Raw genomic sequence first — 17491 nt, forward strand, 5'->3', positions numbered from 1 at the left:
ACCTGCTTCATCCCCGCCCTCGCGCCGACGCAGGCACAGGGCTCCAATCTGCCGCACTTTTAGTCCGGCGCGGCCGAACAAATCAGCCGCTTCTGTGAGGGATTATTGCTCCGGCTTTTACACTTCCCTAATCGTTGCCGGAGGCGATGTGGGGAGAACCTCGAGTATCGCCTGCATCTTACGCCGAGCAAAATGCTGGCCTTTCATTGCTAAAATTATCGCGTCATCATGGGCCGCCGGCATTTTTTTAATTGGCTTGGAACGATCGAGGAAAAAATCCAGCAATTCGGTCGCCTCGACCTCCAACGAAGAGTACGCGTTGAGCTCACGGCCGAATTTCTCGATTTCGCTCTTTGTCGATAGTTCACGTGAACCATTGGCTGAGGCTGCGGGGGCAGCTTTGCGGCTAGGCCCAGAAGAAACCCGCAGAGTTTTCAATTTGCTTCTAGACATGGTCGGCGCCCTCGTTTCGATAGCCGTTTCGTCCAGACACTTCTCCAAAACGTCGAATTCTTCGATCATCTGTTACGCTCCTCACATCAGACACATCGCCAGGCTCGGCGACATCTAACCCTGGTTCGAAGAACTTCGGCGCAACGACGACAGCCTGCGAGTTATCGACAGTCTTTTTCATCGAAAGCGGATAGAGTTCTCTGACCGATGATTTGATTACTTCTGATAACAGTTCGAGGGCGGCTGACATGCGCGTTGCATCGAATCCAGACGGTGCTTCAGCCATCTGATCGAGGAGCTGAATCACCCCAAGCAGCCGGGAGAAGTGTGCGTCTGCGTTCTCTTCGCCTAACCCACCGGTGCCACTTCGACTTCGATCCAAGAACGTGATAGGCGCGGTGCTAGCCTTCGACATGGCTTCCTCCATGGAGATGGGTTAGGCACCCGCCCCGTGTTCCAGCACGGGCGGATGCCGCTTGTCACAACGACAGGTGCTGAGTTATCAATAAATCATGAAAACGTCAATTCGTGTTAACAAGAAAACAAAAGGACGCCCAAAGACCACTGGGCCGGGGAAGCTCGTCGGTATTCGATTTCATGATCCTGAGCTGTCTAAGATCGACGATTGGCGCCGGAGGCATCCTGATCTCCCGACGCGTCCCGAGGCAGTGCGTCTCCTCGTCGAAATCGCGCTGACAAAGTGAGACATTGTTCGCGGGCTCAACGTATCCGCGAATGCAACGTCTGAAATACGCCCGCCTCCCGCCACAGCGCTCGATTTCCAACGACGTAAAGCGCTTCTTTTGCACGTGTCACAGCGACATTGAGTATGTTCGGCCGGCTTCCCGCCCAGTTGCGCGCGCCTGCCTGCTGCACGGCGGGTGCGCCGAGGACGAGGATCACCGCCTCGGCTTCACGGCCCTGAACAGTATGCACCGTCCCGATGCGGTCATAGACCCAGCGGCCGGGATCGGAGGTCCAAGAGTCGAGAACCCCACAATCGCGCATGAGTGCGCGTAAGTTGTCCTGCACGATGACGAACGGCGTTATGATGTAGATGTCTGGTGGCTCAGCCAGTGGCCGCAACGCGCCGAGCAAGGTGAGCACGGCTTCGCCCTCCTCTGGGCACCATTTCTCGCTGGCGCTGCCGGCGATGTCGATCCAGCGAGATGGGCCGAGTAGATCGCGAATGGCGGACTGTCGCGCGCCGCGGCCCTGCACCATAAGATGCTCATAGGCGACGGCGTTGGATATCCCGAACATCGGCTCATCACACCGCCGGTGCACCAACAGCGGCACGCCAACCGTGCGTGATCCGTGCCGGCTGGAGAACTCCGCGACATAAGGCGTTGCTGCATCGGCCAGCGTCTGCACGGAGGCAACTGGCGCATTAAACCGATCTGGATCGATGCCGAAGGCCCGACAGATAGCTTGCGTCAGAATATCAGGAAGAACCACGACGGGCTCGATCTGCATCGGGTCGCCGACGATGATCGCCCGCCGGCTTCGCATTAGCGCTCCGACCGCGGCCTGGGGCAATGCTTGCCCGGCCTCGTCGATGAGAAGCCACCCAAAGGACTCGGGTGGCTGCCTTCCGAGCATGCGCTCAACGGACGCAAAAGTGGTCGACACCGCCGGCACCAACAGAAACAGCGACGCCCAAAGATCGGTGACGAGTTCCTCCTTCGCTGCGTCGGACATCTGGCGGCCGGCAAAGACGTTCATCAGCGCGCCAAGATTGTGGCGCAGCGGCTTCGCCGCAGCGTCGACGAACGCCTTGTGCAGGGCCATTGCGGCGATAAATACGTCGTCGCGCAGCCGGTGCATCTGCTCGTCGAACCAAGGCGCCAACAGGTGGCGCGCCTCGTGCCCGCGCTCGGCAAAGGACGCGTCGAGCAGGCGTTCTCCAAGCCTCGCCCGCCAGGCATCAAGGATTTGCGTGCTCTTCTCGGCCCGTGTCCCCGCCTCCATATGTTCGACCTGGGCCGCCTGCAGCATGCGCTCCGCATCGGCCGTCACTCTGTCAGATGCATCACACGCCTTGGAGCCGGCTCGACGCCGATCATCGGCATCCGCAAGCTCCCGCTTCATGGCAGATTCTATCGAACGCCATGCGCGGAAACTCCCTGTACCGAATAGGCGCGCGAAAAACCCCGGGCGCGCTGCGGAATGGCCTCGTAGCGCCCGCGTGGCCGCCTCCTGGCGCGCTTCGCACAAGCTCAATTGGTTTGCGCACTGCTCGTGCTCGGTTTTGGTGCGCTCAAATACGGCCCGCATCTGCTGCTGGCGGAGGTCGGCTTGCCGAACCGCCTCCACCTTACCCGGGAGTTCGTCCATCAGGCGGCGCACGGCTTCGAGGTCGGCTTGCGCCTTGCGGCTTTTCTCCAGAGCAACCCGGAAGGCCTTTCGCGCCGCCTGCCAGCGCTGCTGCGCGTGACGCGGGTCGCGCGGAGCATCCTCCTCGGTGACGATGCGGGGGGCGCGCTTCTCGATTACCTTTCCGTCCTCGTCGGTGATCTCGATGAACTGCGGAGTTCCGGCCGCATGTGCAAGATAGCGCGCCATGCCGATGTCATTGTCCCACCAGAAGCCGTTGCGGAAGGCGCTGCGGTTCTGCGCGTTGCCGAGAACCGCCGCTACCAGGCCCCAGGTGTCCTCCTCCAAAAGTCCGTCCGATAGCGTCTTGAAGTAGCGAAGATCGCTGGCATCGGCGGCGATGGCATCGCGCCCGGGCAACTCGGCGCTTACATTCTCGACCGCCCTGTTGTTCGAGGACGCGATCAGCATCTCGAAGCCTTTGAGCCGCGTATCGAGCTGATAAAGATGCAGCCACGCGTTCCCGACGCTCAGGCGCTGACCGGAACTGGTGAATGCATCGGCGGGATTGTCGTAGTCCGCCATAACCGCGGCACGCGCGTTGACGACACTCGCAACGATGTCGCGAAGCAGCGTCGTCTTGCCAGTGCCGGGAGGCCCGTTCACAGCTAGGATGCCGTCGGTCTTCAAATCCTGTACGGCGAGGTTGACCGCGGCTTGCTGCAGCAGAACGAGCGGATGTCGTCCCATGCCCGGCCAACGCGCCGCCGGAAAATTCCCTGGCGACAGCGCTTCCGCCAAGGCCTCGGGCTCTGCCAGCAGATCGCGCCGCTTTACGGGTTTGTCTACGCCAAGATAGCGCTTGAGATTGCGCGTTGCCTTGCCATCACGGAAGGACGCTGCCGCGGTCGCCAGATCCCCGAGGAAGAAGCTGTTGAGCAGTAGCGTCTCGGGAGGATCGCTGTTGCGGTAGTATTGATAGGTGCGGACGGAAAAGCGCGGCGCGTTCATCAGCGCCGCCGGAAGTTCCAGCGTTTTGACGAGCCACTGATAGGCCTTGGCAATACCCTCACGGTCGAGCGCCAGCAGCTCGCCATCGCGGTTTTGACGGCGTATCATCTTGTCGAGCTTCTCCACTAGCGGCTGCTCGGCTGTCTGCCATCCGCCGAGAGAAGCGAGGTCTCCAGCGAGCGCGCGCGGCACACCCCAGCCGAAGCTCGAAATCGCCACGGCGGGCTCCTCGACCGGCCTACCCGCGCGGTCTAGCATGATCGTAGCCAGGATCGCTTCGCCGCGCGACCCGATGCGTTCGGCCCGCGTATCGCCGAAGCACGTCACCAGCGCTGCGACCGCCGCATCCAGCTTGATCGTGCCCAAGACGACCTGATGATAGAGCTTGTAATTCTTGCGCCCACCACGTGTCTCCTCCCAGGCGAGCTTGGTGCCATCGAGCCGCACTACGGCCGAACGGTCGCCCCCCGTGAGATCAGTGTCCCGCCGAAAGGACGGAGGTGATAGAACCTCAAGCGCGCTCCACGCGGTCAGAATGGAAATTGGATCGTTCGTGGCCGGCGGCAGCTCCGTCCGTCTGTGCTCGCGTGAAGCTAAGGCTGCGTCCGCCGCCGGGCTTTCCTCCGCAATCGGCGCTGTGTCGACTTCCAAATCATCCGGCCCGTCGGCGGTCGCCCGCCTCTCCATCCTGGGCCGGGCCGCTCCTTCATCGGCGATCTCATCGTCAAGCGACAGACACTCCACTACCCGGCTTCGCAGCCGCGCTGCGCGTTGTGTCGAGCGGTATTCGAGCTCATCGAGCAACGTTCGGAGAAACGGGGCATCGTCCTGCCGCCGTTTGAACTCCGCTTCCAAAGCTTCAATGCTGCGGTTGAAAAATGGTCTGCTCAAATAAGTTCACTCCCCACCGGGTCCTAGCATGCCGGTAGCGTTTTTTCGACGTGACGGGACAGCCGAATTTGCGCGAACCTAAGGAGCCACATGCGGCCGGTCCACTGGGCGAACCCCGACCGAAGGCCGCCGCTATAGTTCCGGAAATCGCTTGGAAATCCATACGTCATCGCCGGCACTGAAACATAAGACGACCGTACCGCAGCACGCCCCCACCGGCTGCGGTACTCGGCGGCCGAGGTGCGCGAGGAACTCGAGCCATCACATTGTCCACTTAAAAGCTCGCCACCGCATTTTCGACTCAGCGCTTGGCGGGTAATAGTCGTTTCAAATGTATCGTCGGGGGCATTGACGTATGCCAAATCAATACGTTGCCATTGACGTCGAAACCGCCAACGGCAGTAGAGGGTCAATCTGCCAGATAGGGCTTGTTGCGTTCACGGAAGCTGCAATCAGCGGGGAATGGTCGTCGCTCGTCAATCCGCAATGCGATTTCGACGCCTTCAATGTTCGAATTCACGGAATTGGAAGCGCGGCCGTGGCGGGGGCACCGACCCTGCCGCTCCTGTTTGATGAGCTTACGCGGCGCATTGATAACGTTGTAATGGTCAGCCACAGCTCCTTCGACTATGAGGCTCTGCACCAATCTTTCAGCCGCTATGCCCTGCCGGTTCCTAAAGTGGAATGGCTGGACTCCTGTGAGGTCGCTCGTGCGTGCTGGCCGCACTTTCACAAATACGATCTTGCGACCCTCTGCCGTGAACTCTCGATCCCGCTCCAACATCATGACGCCCTCAGCGACGCTCGTGCTTGCGGATTATTGCTGGCGTCAGCCATTGCCCAATCGGGGAAAGGTCTCGATGACTGGAAAAAGCTCGCGTCATGTGCTCATTACCCGATCGCGGCCAATGGACCTTCGCCGCGACGATATTCCGAACGCATTGAGTGTTTAGGAAACCCCCAGGGCCTTTAGCTGGCCACGTTTGGGTCTGCACCGGTGATTTCGTAACCGGAGAAGCAGAGCTTGCACGATTGGCGGCTGCGCTCGGATGCGATGTCAAAGAACGATTTGGCAAAAAAGCGACCATGCTGGTAGTGGGAACCAGAGACCCGGCCCGGTTTGGTGGCCAGGTGAAGAGTCACAAACAGCGCGACGCGGAAGCTGCCATCGGAGAGGGTCGCACCGTCCAAATCCTGAATGAGCGTGAGTTCTTGGAATTGGTTCGCTATTATCAGGGATCTCTGCAGCCAGCAGGCTGAATCTCTCCAGCCGCCTCTCGATACACCGTGGCTAACTGATTTGAGTCGCCTTTTTGCGCACAGCCGTACGCCAGCGTTTTGGCCAACGCTCGATCGGTATTTCCTCCGCTCGCAGCGTTTCGAGCAACTCGATCACGGCGGCTAATGCGGGCTGAACGCGAGCTGGTCGGCCGTGACTGTCCAATTCTGATCGCCAAATTCTGCTGAGCGAGTCCGGGCTTTTCCCGAGGGCTCGGGCAACCATCGCACTTGAATTCTCACAGCCGAGCACCGCCACAACTCGCACTTTCATTTCCAGCGGATCTGGGATTTCTCTCTCGGGAGGACGACGTGTCGATCGTCGACGTTCCTCAATATTATTGATCTGCCGCCATCTGGGCGGCCAATTTTTTTCGCTTGCCTCCAGTCCGTAAAGGATTTCGAGCAGCTCAATTATTGCGACTAAGTCAGATTGTGCTCTGAGGCTCCGCCCTCGGAATGCGTTGGCGATTGTTTCCCGCGCCATGCCAATAGCGACCGAAAGCCTGGGTACGAGTGCATCGGCGCCAAATAAACGAGCGAACCTATCCCGCAAGTTGGGTGGTTGTACCTCGTCGTCGTCACTCACCGGCTTGATTACGTTCCAGCGGTCGGGCAGGAGTTTCGGATCGCGAGCGCTTACGCTCTCGAGCAATTCGATGACTGCCAGAACACGACATGACAATGGATTATTGAAGCGTTCGGATGTGCATGCGAGAGCCTGCGCGAGTCGGCGCTTCCACTCGGCGCCCAGGACGCTCTCAATTTTTTCCTTCATTTTCTGACCCGAAAAGCGGCGGACAAATCGTGAATCTCCACTATCGACTTGTCGCTACAGCAGTCACGCAACCATCTGAAACGACTCTTGGAATGCCTGCGCTGCACATGCACGATCGGTCTAAAAAAAATAGTTTCGGCGAAAACTTGCGCCGAGAAAAATTTCTCGAAGATCGCGGTCCTTGGCATCGACTCTTCCAAGATTTTCACTCCCCCCTGGGGGTAGTGTGAGCCAATTCAATTAGACGACACCCCTGTCCTTGGCTTGCTGCCAAGCCTCGATGGCCGTCTGCGGAATCGAGGCCTGAGTTTCGGCGAGCGCCGCCTTGATGTCGGCGATGCTCTCCGGATAGGCGCCCTGGGCGTTGATCGTCACCGGCATGTTGATGACCGGCGGCCCGGACGAGGCGGCCGCGTTCGGGAGCGCGTTGTTGGGGATGACCTTTCCAGGGAACGTCGGCCAGATGAGTTCCGGACCGCGTTCGCCGACCATCATGGGGCCAGGTCCGAAGTCGCCGCCATCTGCGAACGCCGGAATAACGCTGGTGCCGGCCGCCCAGCTCGACGTCGACGGCATGCCGCCCGATCCGCCGAGGCCCAGCAGCGAGCCGAGCAATCCGCCGCCTCCCGACTGCGAACCGGTCAGGAAATTCGCCAGCGGGTTGAGCACGGCCGCCTTGAACTGAATTTCTGCCAGGTCGGCCAGGATCGATGCGGCCATTTCCTTGACGGATACCTTCGAGCCGTTCGTCCAGCGCCGGAACGCGCTGTCGAGGTTGCTGGTGACGGCATTGCCGATATCGTTGAGTAATCTCATTGCCCGTTGCGCATCCTCCTGTGCCGTCGTGGCCTCGATCTGCGCCTGCGCTTGCTCGCGGATTGCATCAATTCGTTTCGGCGTCAGCTCAATATGACGGGCCTGCAGAGACACAAGTTGCTGATCGACGAGGGCCTGTACACGACCGGCTTCAGAGTTGTCGTAAAGGGCTTTCGTTCGCCCTTCGATCTGCGCTGTTTGGCGCTGCAGTTGTTGGATTGACTGATCAAATGCTCGCTGCTGACTTTGTTCGTCCTGATCTTCTCTTCGGGCCGTCGTTAGTTTTCGCAAGGTGGCGATCAGCGCCTCCATCTCTTTGCGCTGCTCCGGCGTCAAATGGAGATCCTGGTCAGTTAGCTGATTACGCAACCGCATCTCGGCGTTGTAGGAGGCCGCCGCTGCTGCGGACATTCCTGATGCTTCAGCCTGTTGCTGTAGTCCTCGAATTTCGTGCTGAATGCTCTCCAAAAACCGCTTCGCAGCATCATTATTGGACTTAGCCTTCGCGCGAGCCTCTTCCGAGTCCGTCAGAATCTTTATCTTGTCAGTTAGTTCTCCTAACTTTCTCGCGCCCTCTTCAGTCAACAACAGCGATTTGGCGTCCAGATCGTTCACTACTTTCATCACGGCGGCATACGCGGCCGCCTCGCCGGCGGTCATTCCATAGGTGTTTGCCTTTTCCTGAAGCGCCCTCACTTGGTTCTCGATCCCGACGACGACTTTATCGAACTCTTCCTGCGCAGGACCTTCGGCGTTCGACGCGTCTTGCGTTTGCCTTTCCCGGCGGCGCTCGTTCAAATCGCGAACCTTATCGAGGAAGCCGGCCATCTTTTCCATGCGCTCGGTGACTTCGTCGTCTCCGAGTAGGTCGCCCAGTAGGGACTGTCCATTCGCAAAATCGCGACGGACGCCTTCGGCTTCCTGATTTAGAAGCAGCGTTAAACGTCGGAACTGGTCGTCGATCGTCTGGACCGACCATGTCGACTCATCCGCCATCGTGCGGAAGGTGTGGGACATCTCGTTGAGGGCTCGAATGTTTCCCCAGACTGCTGGCTCCCCTAGTCCACGAAATGAACCCGACAGTTTCTGGTTGCCATCGCTAGTATGGCTTGCTGCCAATGCGTAGGCTTTCAGCGCTTCTTCTGAGGCCGGAATCGCTTGGCCGGTGGCTAAGCCCACGAACGCCGCCTGCACATCTTCTATCGCCGCCCACCACGCATTCCATTCATCGGCCTTGCCTCCGCGTTCAGCAAGTGCGCCGCCAATCTCTTTGGCAAGCAACAGCTCCCCGCCAAACGAGCGCATTGCGGTGCTGACCAATGATAATTTTCCCGATAGTCCGACGACACCCTCTGCCGCTCTCCCAAGGGCGCGGTCGAATAGCGAAAGCCCGTCATTGCCTTCGGATGCGAACCGCGAGACGAGATTTTTCGCCACGGTGAGGCCTGCCTCGAGCTTGTCGGTCGATGAATCGATGACCACTCGCATGTCGGCTATAGATGAGAATGCTTCAGGCATTAGGCAGCCCTTTTGAGCGGCACGCGGTCAAGCACGGCGTTATTGATTGGAATCCGATAGACGCGCACTCGATGACCATCACGCCACGCGTAGCTCTTCTCGCCCCCTAGGAGCTTTCGCAGCTCACGCGCGACGGGTGACCACGGGCGCAATGCCCAGCGCATTTCGGTGCACATGTCGGTGTAGATCAGTTCGACTTCTCCCGCCGCTAATTCACCGGTGAGGCCGCCCGGGCTCTGCAGCCATTCAAGCAGCGCCTGCGCATGCCTCTCGGGCGGATACCAACCGGCTGATAACTCCGTCTTTGGGGCGCTGGACGTCCGGGTCGTGGTCGCGGCTACCGAAGCGACGGCACATTGATCAACCCGAACCTCATTTCGTACAGGCTCGGTCACGGGCAAAAGAGGAGCCGGTCGCCATCGAGAGATGGCACGAAACACCGGCTCCAAAGCGGCTCCGGCTGCTAGGCCGGCAGCGAAGACGCACCAAACTCCGATCACTGAGGGATCTATCAAGGTCACCCTCCCACTGACATCGACATTGAGTCGACGCGAGAACTCAGGCTCACCGGCGCCGCTTCGATAGCGTGCCGATGATATCTTTGTCGCGTTTCCTGCTGGGGACGGAACCAGCTCATGCTGCCTCCTCCTCGGAGTCGACGCTAGGTCGTACCGCAATCGATTTGGCGCCGGCATCGTCCCCCTTGGGATTCGACACGGAGTCGCCGCTTAACTCGATCTGCGCCGCTCGACATGCCGCGATGCAGGATGCCACGGCCGGGAAGCTCGAGGTAGCGCGGGTGCGGATAAGAGTTCGTGCTGCGCGCTGCAGCACTGGCACCGTGCATTGTTCGTCAACCAACGCCGATATCAGATCGGCAAAAAAACAATCAGTGGTGCGACGGTTCACGACAAAATGGTTGCTGAGCGCGTCGATGAAATGCAGTTGGATCAACTCGGGGGTAGCCATATCGATCTCCTTATTGGTCATACCCAAACCGATTCGTGTTTCTAACCGGATAGACATGGATGTTTCTAACTGCTGAGAATCTAGAGCCGGTGACGTGCCGAATCCTTCGAGCCACACCGGCAGATCGCGGCGACCGCTCCGTACGCGCCAGACTGATTGTCGAGACCGTCCCAGCGCCTTGGCAATTGCACGATCTGAGAGGCCGCGGGCCGCGAGCGCGCGGATGCGAAAACAGTCGTAGCTGCTGAGATGCTCACCGCGGGCCATGGCGAGTTCCTTTCTCAGTGGCAGTGGTGGTCATCCAAACGACCTCGCGGTTCCTCGCACATGCGCGGACCGTTTTTTTGACCCGCCCAGGTGCCGCCAGTTGTTTGCTGCGGTCGTCACGTATTGCAGGACGTGTTTGACGTCGCCCGCCTCAATCCGCGGTCGCGCAGACTGGAGCGCCGCCGTTACGGCATCGGCCCCGAGTGCGTCTTCGAGAAGCCACAGCCACCGCACGAGCTCGTGCGGTTTTTCGGATGGTGCGGCGGATAACAAAAACTCGAGGTCGTGTGTTCGCCACGTCTGCGGAATTCGCAGTGGGCGATCATCAATTCCGTTCGGACCGTTTAAATCTGAATCAATATCTGACTCTGACTCTAGATTCTCTCGCGCGCACGCGTAGAAACTATTTTGCTGAGCCGTTCGGTCGGCCCGTTGATTGGAAACATTCACGAAATTAGAATTTTCATGATTTTTTCGTGCGTTTTTCGCACCGTTTTCGGCGTTGATCCGCTGCCTTATCTCGCGGTTTTCAAGCTCTATTTTCGCTTCTTCGGTGATCAGACCATGCTGCGACGCGACCAGTTTTCCACAGGCCATGAGAACGTCACGCGCTGCGCGCCAGCGCCGGAGACTGATGTGTAGCTGATGTGATATCCAGCGCTCGTCGTCAGGGACCGGCCCCCCGCGATCATATATCAGGCATAGGACGTCGATGTAGATTCCGCGAATTGCTGGATCGAGGTCGCGGGTGCCGTCGAGCCACGTGCGGCACTCCACTTTGAACCACGGCATAGATCGCGTCATTGCGCACCACGGGCCATGCCGGCACCGCTAACGGTACGCGTCCACGTTTCTAATGGCACTGAAAATCCGCCCTCTGTTGCCAGTGGGACGCGGACGGGCCATCGTACGATTCGCTGTCCTGGCCACGCGCACCCAGCCGTTGGTTAGACATAGGCCGTCGGTCGTTTCGACCGGCCGGCGGCCCATCACGCTGAGGACGCAACTAACACTACAAACTACAGTCCGGTTTCACGACGCACCGCCACCGCGCTCCAGATCCGCCGCGGCCTCTGCCATTCGCGCGCGTAGATCCCGAGCCGTTTCTAGCAACAGTCGCCGTTCCGACAAACACCGTAGAACGGTCGGGTTACCAGCGGTGATGCCATGCGCCCCGTGAACGTACGCATGCTCAACCGCATCGATTTTCCCCGCCTCTTCCGCGATAAACGCGTCGATTTCTGATACCAGTGCGGTTAGCGACAGCGCCGACATGCGCAGCACCTCCGATGCCATCCGTAAAACGTGTACTTCGCTGGTTTTTTCCATGCCACGACCCATCAATGCTCGTCAGACATCGGCGTTTCGTTTTTCTGCCCAGCGCGCGGGCGCGCATCGAGCCACGCGATGACCTCGGCCTCACAGAACCCGATAACGGAATCACCTAGTTTGACCGGTTTTGGAAACCGGCCATTTTCGATCCAGCGGTATAACGTTTGGCGAGTCGCTGGGACGATTTTTAGAACATCGGCCATGCGTATCATTTTGCGCGATAGCAGCGCCGCCGTCGGCGTTTGCTGGTTCGTATGCATTTCCAGATCTCCGCGCCACATCAGACGTCACGTGACAACACGTGACGCGGCAACCTAGCCTGTAACGTCGACGATCAACGGTGGGCTTTTTACGCGCGCTCTCTGGGGTTCCGGAAATCATCGCTAGTTGGCGCAGAACATTTAACAAGAGCGAAGAGATTGGCCACAAACTCGAAGCCAAGCCCGCCTCCGTCGGCGCTCCACGAAAATTTCTTTCTAGTAAGCTTTGAAAAGTGTTGGAGAAGCAACCGGACCACTCGCTGCCGTGCGTGGCGCCGGCGCGGGCCTCGTTTGACGGGCTCGTTTATTAGTTTATCGAATAGCGCGAGCATCTTTCGGCATTCGTTTAGCGAACCTGCCACTGTATCAACGGCACCCAAACGAGTCAGCGAACTATATTCGATTTGCAGGACCTCGTGCAGCCAGACACTGCTGAAGCGACGGTGAACATCAGCGTTCCCTTGATCAAGAATCTCTGCGAGGCGCCGCCTTAATCGTTTTAAATAATCCTTCCTTCGCCCCTGGCATTTCCTATGGCTCTTTTCGAATTCGCATTGTTCCCGCACCATCAGGTGTGAGGCGTCAGTAAACTGAAAAACAAGTTTGAGGATCGCTGTATCTGGCAAATTCGCTTCATTCAGTTCCTGGTAAACGTCAAAAAATAATGCGGGCATCAGGAACGCACGCTCGCGCACTCGACCATTGAGCAGCGCCACCTCTCGGTTAAACCGTTGACCGGTAAGATCAGCAATCTTTTCACGTGCGCGCTCATTTGCGCCCGGTCCACGCCGAAAAATCCCTTCTACGAAGGGCTGGTAGTCATATTCACTATAGTCTCGTGGATTTTTTTTAGGGCCGAATTCCCGAACGACTCGAGCGGAATAAACGCCGGCAATCTGCTTCCGTGTTACCGGATCGATGGCCTCGATATAGCGCCTCAGAACATCGGGTTTTATCCCGAGCTGACCACATCTTGCGAGAAAACCCTGCGCTGCTGGAGACCCATCTGTGGTTAGTAGCGACGATTGGAGCCGCGTCTCCTGACGCCCATTTGTCCCGCTACCTCGCGACAGACGTTTGTTCGCTAACGTTCTCGTCATGCGATTAGCTCGCCGGGTAATTGGCCCACCGTAACTGCCACCCTGCTGACAGTATGTGTCTTGGTAGCACAGTTTGACTGATTTGATTACCGCAGGTCGCGATGTCCACGACTTCCAGCCGAGAACGACAGCCGGTCGCCCCCGTCAAATCGCTGGCATTGGAGTACGCTGGATACGGCCCAAAGGCCCGGCAAATCATCCTAGACCTTGCGCGGGCTCTTGCGCGCCAACGAGCCGAGTCCGATCATGCGGCCGCAATCAGGGGAGACGTCGCGTGCGCGTCGCAATCTACAGCCGATATAGTTCCGACCTCCAAGATCCGCGATCGATCGCGGATCAGATAGCTGCGGCTAGAGATCACGCCCAGCGCCAAGGCTGGACCATCTCCGCCGAATTTCAGGACGCGGCGATATCAGGCTCGACAACGCACAACCGCCCCGGCCTCGCCGAACTTATGCGCGCCGCTGGCGCAGGCCGGTTCGATGCCGTGTTGACGGAATCTCTCGACCGGCTTTCCCGCGACCTCGAGGACATTGCGGGGATTCACAAGCGCCTTGAGTACGCCGGCGTTAAAATCGTCACGCTTGCCGATGGCGCCGTGGGCAAGATGCACGTCGGCCTCAAAGGCATGATCGCCAGCATGTTTCTCGACGATCTCGCGCTCAAGACGCGGCGCGGCCAGGTCGGGCGAGTGAAAGCGGGCCGCATTCCTGGCGGCAAATCGTATGGCTACGACCTCGTGCCCTCACTCGAGGAGCGTGGCCAGCGGACGATCAACGAAGCTGAGGCCGCGATCGTGCGGCGAATTTTCGAGGAGTACGTGCGGGGTCGGAAGCCGATCGATATCGTCTCCGACTTGAACCGTGAGCGCGCGCCGTCGCCGCGTGGCGGCCCTTGGAACGTCTCGACGATCATCGGGAGCCGTAAGCGGGCGAACGGACTGATCAATAACCAGCTTTATCTCGGCAAGATCGTCTACAACCGGCAGCGGTTCGTGAAGGACCCGGCAACGGGCAAGCGTCAGGCCCGTCCGAATCCTCCGGACCAATGGATCGTGAGCGACGCGCCGCATCTCCGCATCGTATCGGACGAGCTGTTTGCGGCGGCTGAGGTCCGACGGGACGAGAAGGGAGGAGCCAAGCTCACGCATCATCGACGCCCGAAGCATCTGCTGTCCGGCTTGGTCCGATGCGGCGCTTGTGGGGCGTCCATGATCGTCATCCACCGCGCCTATCTGGGATGCTCGGCATCGCGCAACCGAGGCACTTGCGACAACCGCCGGACGATAGCAACCCACGAAATCGAACGCCGCATCCTCGATGTCCTGCGCAAGTATTTGCTGGCACCGGAAGTCGTGGCGGCGGCCGTCGACACATATCGGGAGCACCGCGCCAAGCTGGCAAAGGAAACCGAGCGGATGAAACGAGACGTCCAACGCGACCTCGCTGCGGTCGAGCGAAAGATTGCGGGCGTGATCGCGATGGTCGAGGCTGGCGGCGACCCAAAGACGCTCGCCGCGAGGCTGAATGAATTCGTCGCGGAGAAGGAAGCCCTCAAGCAGCGCCTACCGAACAAGGCGGCGGATGTCGTTGCCTTGCACCCCAACGCGGCGAAGTTCTACGCCGACACCGTTGCCCAAATCCACGCAGCGCTGGCCAAGGGCGACGCTGCCGGGCTCGAGGCCGTAGCCTTGGTTCGCGAGCTCGTGAACGAGGTCGTCGCAATCCCGACGCCCGGCCGGGAGCCCATGAAACTTGAGCTAGTCGGCAACCTGGCGGCGCTGCTCATGGAACCGAGCGCGAACCAAAGTCCGACATTGATGGTTGCGGGGGCTGGATTTGAACCAACGACCTACAGGTTATGAGCCTGACGAGCTACCGGGCTGCTCCACCCCGCGTCACCAATCGGCGTGCTGAAGCCAGCGACGCCTTCCGGATAAGTAAGGCCGCTCGTTTCCGAGCGGCCCAGACCGCGCCTATAGCACAAAAAATCCGGGTGGGAACCCCTTGTGACGGTTTTTCTGCAGGGGACCGATCGGCGCAGTGGAAGCGTCGACCGCCATTCCGTGACGATTCAACCGCGCACGCTTGCTCCAGGCGACGCCGGAGGCTTCAACGTGCACGGACCGAGTTCAGCGGGCGCTTGTCTCGAACATCGACCTCATACGATCGATCTGCCCGGCGCCGCTTCGACAAGGCCTGCTTCGATAAGGCCTGCCGCCTGCCGCACGCGTATTGGCACGAAGAGACCGTAAGCTGCACCGGATAATGTGTGCCTCGATCTCAATGGCAAACCGGGCGAGAAGTGCGGACCACAAACCTTCGAGATGGTGGTGCGCCTGCCGAACGACGCGAGCGCTGAACAATTCTCGAACTGCGCCAGCGTCACCGACGGCGAGAAGCACCGCAGCGACGACGAAGCCTGCCATTCAGTTTCGTTGAAGCCGAAAATGAGCGAAACGCCGCCGCCACCACCACCAGCGTCGCAGCCCGCGCGCGAGCCAACTCCGCCGCGCGTCACGGAATGCGTGCGCGGCATGGTGTTGATCGGTGGTCTCTGCCAATGCCCGCCCGGATCGACATTCAATGGACGCCGTTGCATGACCGGCCCGGGAACCGGCGGCGCCTATCCCGTTCAATCGCAGCCGGTTATTCCGCCGCCAGTCATTACACAATGCCCGATCAGCCGGCCGGTTGGCGTCTATCCGAACTGTTGCCCGCGCGGGATGGAGTATCGGTTCGGCGCCTGCCGGTCCGTTATTCACGAACCGCCGCCGCTAATCACGCAACCGGCCTGCCCACGATCCCGTCCCAACGGCGTTTATCCGAACTGCTGTCCGCGTGACATGGAGTTCAAGTTCGGAGCATGCCGTTTGACGCAGCGTCCACCGACGCCGCCGCCGGTTCATGCCTGCCCGCCGCAACGGCCGAACGGTGTCTATCCGAACTGCTGCCCGCCCCACATGGAGTTCAAATTCGGAGCGTGCCGCCGCCCGGCGCCGATCGACAATTCCGGCGGAGGCACGAACGGCACGCAACATCAGGATTCGGATCTCAACTGCCCGCAGGGCACGCATAAGGCCCGCAGGCCGGGTCAAAGAGGCGGCGGCATCTGCGTGCCGAACCACGTCGAGCCTCCGAAATGTCCCGCAAACCGGCCGATCGGCACGCCGCCCAACTGCTGCCCGGAAGGCACGTCCTACAGATGGGCCGGTGCTATGCGGATCGTTGTGCGCCGGGCATGATCGGTCGGCCTCCGCGATGCCGTCCGGTCAAAACCAATCCGACGCCGACACCTATGCCAACTCCGACCGGCCCAACGCCGAAGCCTGTTCCACAGCAGCCGAAGTGCTCGGGTGATAAGATTCTGTCTTCATCCGGTCAGTGCGTCTGCCCCAGCGGCACGCGAGATGTTGGTCACAATCAATGTGGCAGTGTCGTCAGATAACCGCAGAGCGATGGAGATCAGACTCCGATGTCGATGACTTTTTTTGTTCGCCTCCTCGCTTTGACGGTCGCGCTCGTTGCATCGATTGCGAGCGTGCTGCGGAGGATATTGCGGGGAGTACGGATCATCCGCTCTTAGGGCGCTACAAGGATGCGAGCATCGTCTATTACAAGGCGGCCGACTTTGATGAACTCGTGTTTCTCAAAGCGCCGCATGACTATGGCGCGCCGCTCGAACGTAATGCGACCGACGACCGGTTGGGGCCCGAGTGGCTGACGCTTCAAGGTCGCGCCACGGAAATCCGTTACGAGGTTCCGGCAGGGCGATCGTCGCTGGAGGTACTGACCAACTACGATCTGGCCTTGAAGGCGAAAGGCTTTCAAACCGTCTTCACCTGCGCCGACAAAGCCTGCTTCAAGGGCAGCATGAACGATCTCTATCTGCTCGAACAGCAGCTCGATCCGACGAATGGTCTTTCGACTGCCTATTCCGGGCATGCACGCTATCTGCTCTCCAAACTCGACCGTCCGGAAGGGCACGTCTACGCAAGCGTGTTCGCGGGTGAGGACAATGGTCAAACGGTCGTGTTCGTGCGCGTGCTCGAAGCCAAGTCCATGGAGACCGATAGAATCGCCGTCATCAAAGCCGCGGACATGCAGGCGGGTTTGGAAACGAACGGACGCATCAATCTTTACGGCATCCAATTCGATTTCGATCAGGCGACGATCAAGGGCGAGTCGAAGCCGACGCTCGATGAAATCGCCAAGCTTCTGACAGACAAACCCGAACTCAAGCTCGATGTCGTCGGTCATACGGATGGTGTCGGAACGGAAACCTACAATCTCGATCTTTCCAACCGCCGCGCCGGAAATGTCGTGGCGGCACTGATCGGCACGTACGGCATCGATCAAGCGCGGCTTTCGAGTCGCGGGGCGGGCATGTCACAACCGATCGCATCGAATGACAGCGATGACGGTCGCGCCAAGAACCGGCGCGTCGAGCTGATCGCGAAATAGATCGATCTGACGGCTCACAGAAGAGGCTGGGATTTCTGC

Annotated in this window: 13 protein-coding genes and 1 tRNA gene; 4 read left to right on the forward strand and 10 right to left on the reverse strand. The window is 59.6% G+C overall.

From position 1 onward, the window contains the following. Window positions 1-117: 117 nt before the first annotated feature. Window positions 118-522 (reverse strand): hypothetical protein, encoded by a 405-nt coding sequence (locus tag WC026_RS05060; RefSeq protein WP_372709727.1) that lies wholly within the window; start codon window positions 520-522, stop codon window positions 118-120. A 651-nt stretch (window positions 523-1173) separates the two neighbouring features. Then, complete coding sequence (locus WC026_RS05065) at window positions 1174-4671, reverse strand: DEAD/DEAH box helicase (RefSeq protein ID WP_372709728.1); 3498 nt, start codon at window positions 4669-4671, stop codon at window positions 1174-1176. A gap of 355 nt (window positions 4672-5026) precedes the next feature. Here WC026_RS05065 and WC026_RS05070 point away from each other — a divergent pair, with 355 nt between their 5' ends. Beyond that, entirely contained in the window at window positions 5027-5644 is a 618-nt protein-coding gene (locus tag WC026_RS05070) for a 3'-5' exonuclease (RefSeq protein ID WP_372709730.1), read from the forward strand. A 318-nt stretch (window positions 5645-5962) separates the two neighbouring features. Here WC026_RS05070 and WC026_RS05075 read toward each other — a convergent pair whose 3' ends face one another. The 7 genes from WC026_RS05075 to WC026_RS05105 form a co-directional block, all read right to left on the reverse strand. Next, the gene (locus WC026_RS05075; protein ID WP_372709732.1) at window positions 5963-6727 is read right to left on the reverse strand and encodes a hypothetical protein; all 765 of its coding nucleotides are present in this window, start codon (window positions 6725-6727) and stop codon (window positions 5963-5965) included. A gap of 240 nt (window positions 6728-6967) precedes the next feature. Then, complete coding sequence (locus WC026_RS05080) at window positions 6968-9061, reverse strand: phage tail tape measure C-terminal domain-containing protein (RefSeq protein ID WP_372709733.1); 2094 nt, start codon at window positions 9059-9061, stop codon at window positions 6968-6970. 633 nt (window positions 9062-9694) lie between these two features. Further along, window positions 9695-10297 (reverse strand): hypothetical protein, encoded by a 603-nt coding sequence (locus WC026_RS05085; protein WP_372709735.1) that lies wholly within the window; start codon window positions 10295-10297, stop codon window positions 9695-9697. A gap of 30 nt (window positions 10298-10327) precedes the next feature. Beyond that, the gene (locus WC026_RS05090) at window positions 10328-11089 is read right to left on the reverse strand and encodes a DUF1376 domain-containing protein (protein WP_372709736.1); all 762 of its coding nucleotides are present in this window, start codon (window positions 11087-11089) and stop codon (window positions 10328-10330) included. Window positions 11090-11329: 240 nt separating this feature from the next. Then, window positions 11330-11626 (reverse strand): hypothetical protein, encoded by a 297-nt coding sequence (locus WC026_RS05095; RefSeq protein WP_372709738.1) that lies wholly within the window; start codon window positions 11624-11626, stop codon window positions 11330-11332. Between the two features lie 11 nt (window positions 11627-11637). Further along, the gene (locus tag WC026_RS05100; RefSeq protein ID WP_372709740.1) at window positions 11638-11889 is read right to left on the reverse strand and encodes a helix-turn-helix transcriptional regulator; all 252 of its coding nucleotides are present in this window, start codon (window positions 11887-11889) and stop codon (window positions 11638-11640) included. Window positions 11890-11978: 89 nt separating this feature from the next. Beyond that, the gene (locus WC026_RS05105) at window positions 11979-12989 is read right to left on the reverse strand and encodes a hypothetical protein (protein WP_372709741.1); all 1011 of its coding nucleotides are present in this window, start codon (window positions 12987-12989) and stop codon (window positions 11979-11981) included. A 274-nt stretch (window positions 12990-13263) separates the two neighbouring features. Between WC026_RS05105 and WC026_RS05110 the strand changes: the two genes are divergently transcribed. Then, window positions 13264-14853: a recombinase family protein gene (locus tag WC026_RS05110; protein WP_372709851.1), complete on the forward strand. Its 1590-nt coding sequence runs from the start codon at window positions 13264-13266 to the stop codon at window positions 14851-14853. On the opposite strand, the gene WC026_RS05115 is transcribed toward WC026_RS05110, so the two are convergent. Beyond that, window positions 14810-14886, reverse strand: a tRNA-Met gene (locus WC026_RS05115). The two genes, WC026_RS05110 and WC026_RS05115, sit on opposite strands and share 44 nt — an antisense overlap. A 372-nt stretch (window positions 14887-15258) precedes the next feature. Between WC026_RS05115 and WC026_RS05120 the strand changes: the two genes are divergently transcribed. Together WC026_RS05120 and WC026_RS05125 are read left to right on the forward strand one after the other, a co-directional pair. Continuing rightward, window positions 15259-16233, forward strand: a complete 975-nt coding sequence (locus tag WC026_RS05120; RefSeq protein ID WP_372709742.1) for a hypothetical protein — start codon at window positions 15259-15261, stop codon at window positions 16231-16233. Window positions 16234-16543: 310 nt separating this feature from the next. Then, window positions 16544-17452, forward strand: coding sequence for a DUF4892 domain-containing protein (locus tag WC026_RS05125; protein WP_372709852.1), 909 nt, complete (start codon window positions 16544-16546; stop codon window positions 17450-17452). Window positions 17453-17491: the final 39 nt, after the last annotated feature.

Source organism: Hyphomicrobium sp. (assembly GCF_041674905.1).
GTDB lineage: Bacteria > Pseudomonadota > Alphaproteobacteria > Rhizobiales > Hyphomicrobiaceae > Hyphomicrobium_B.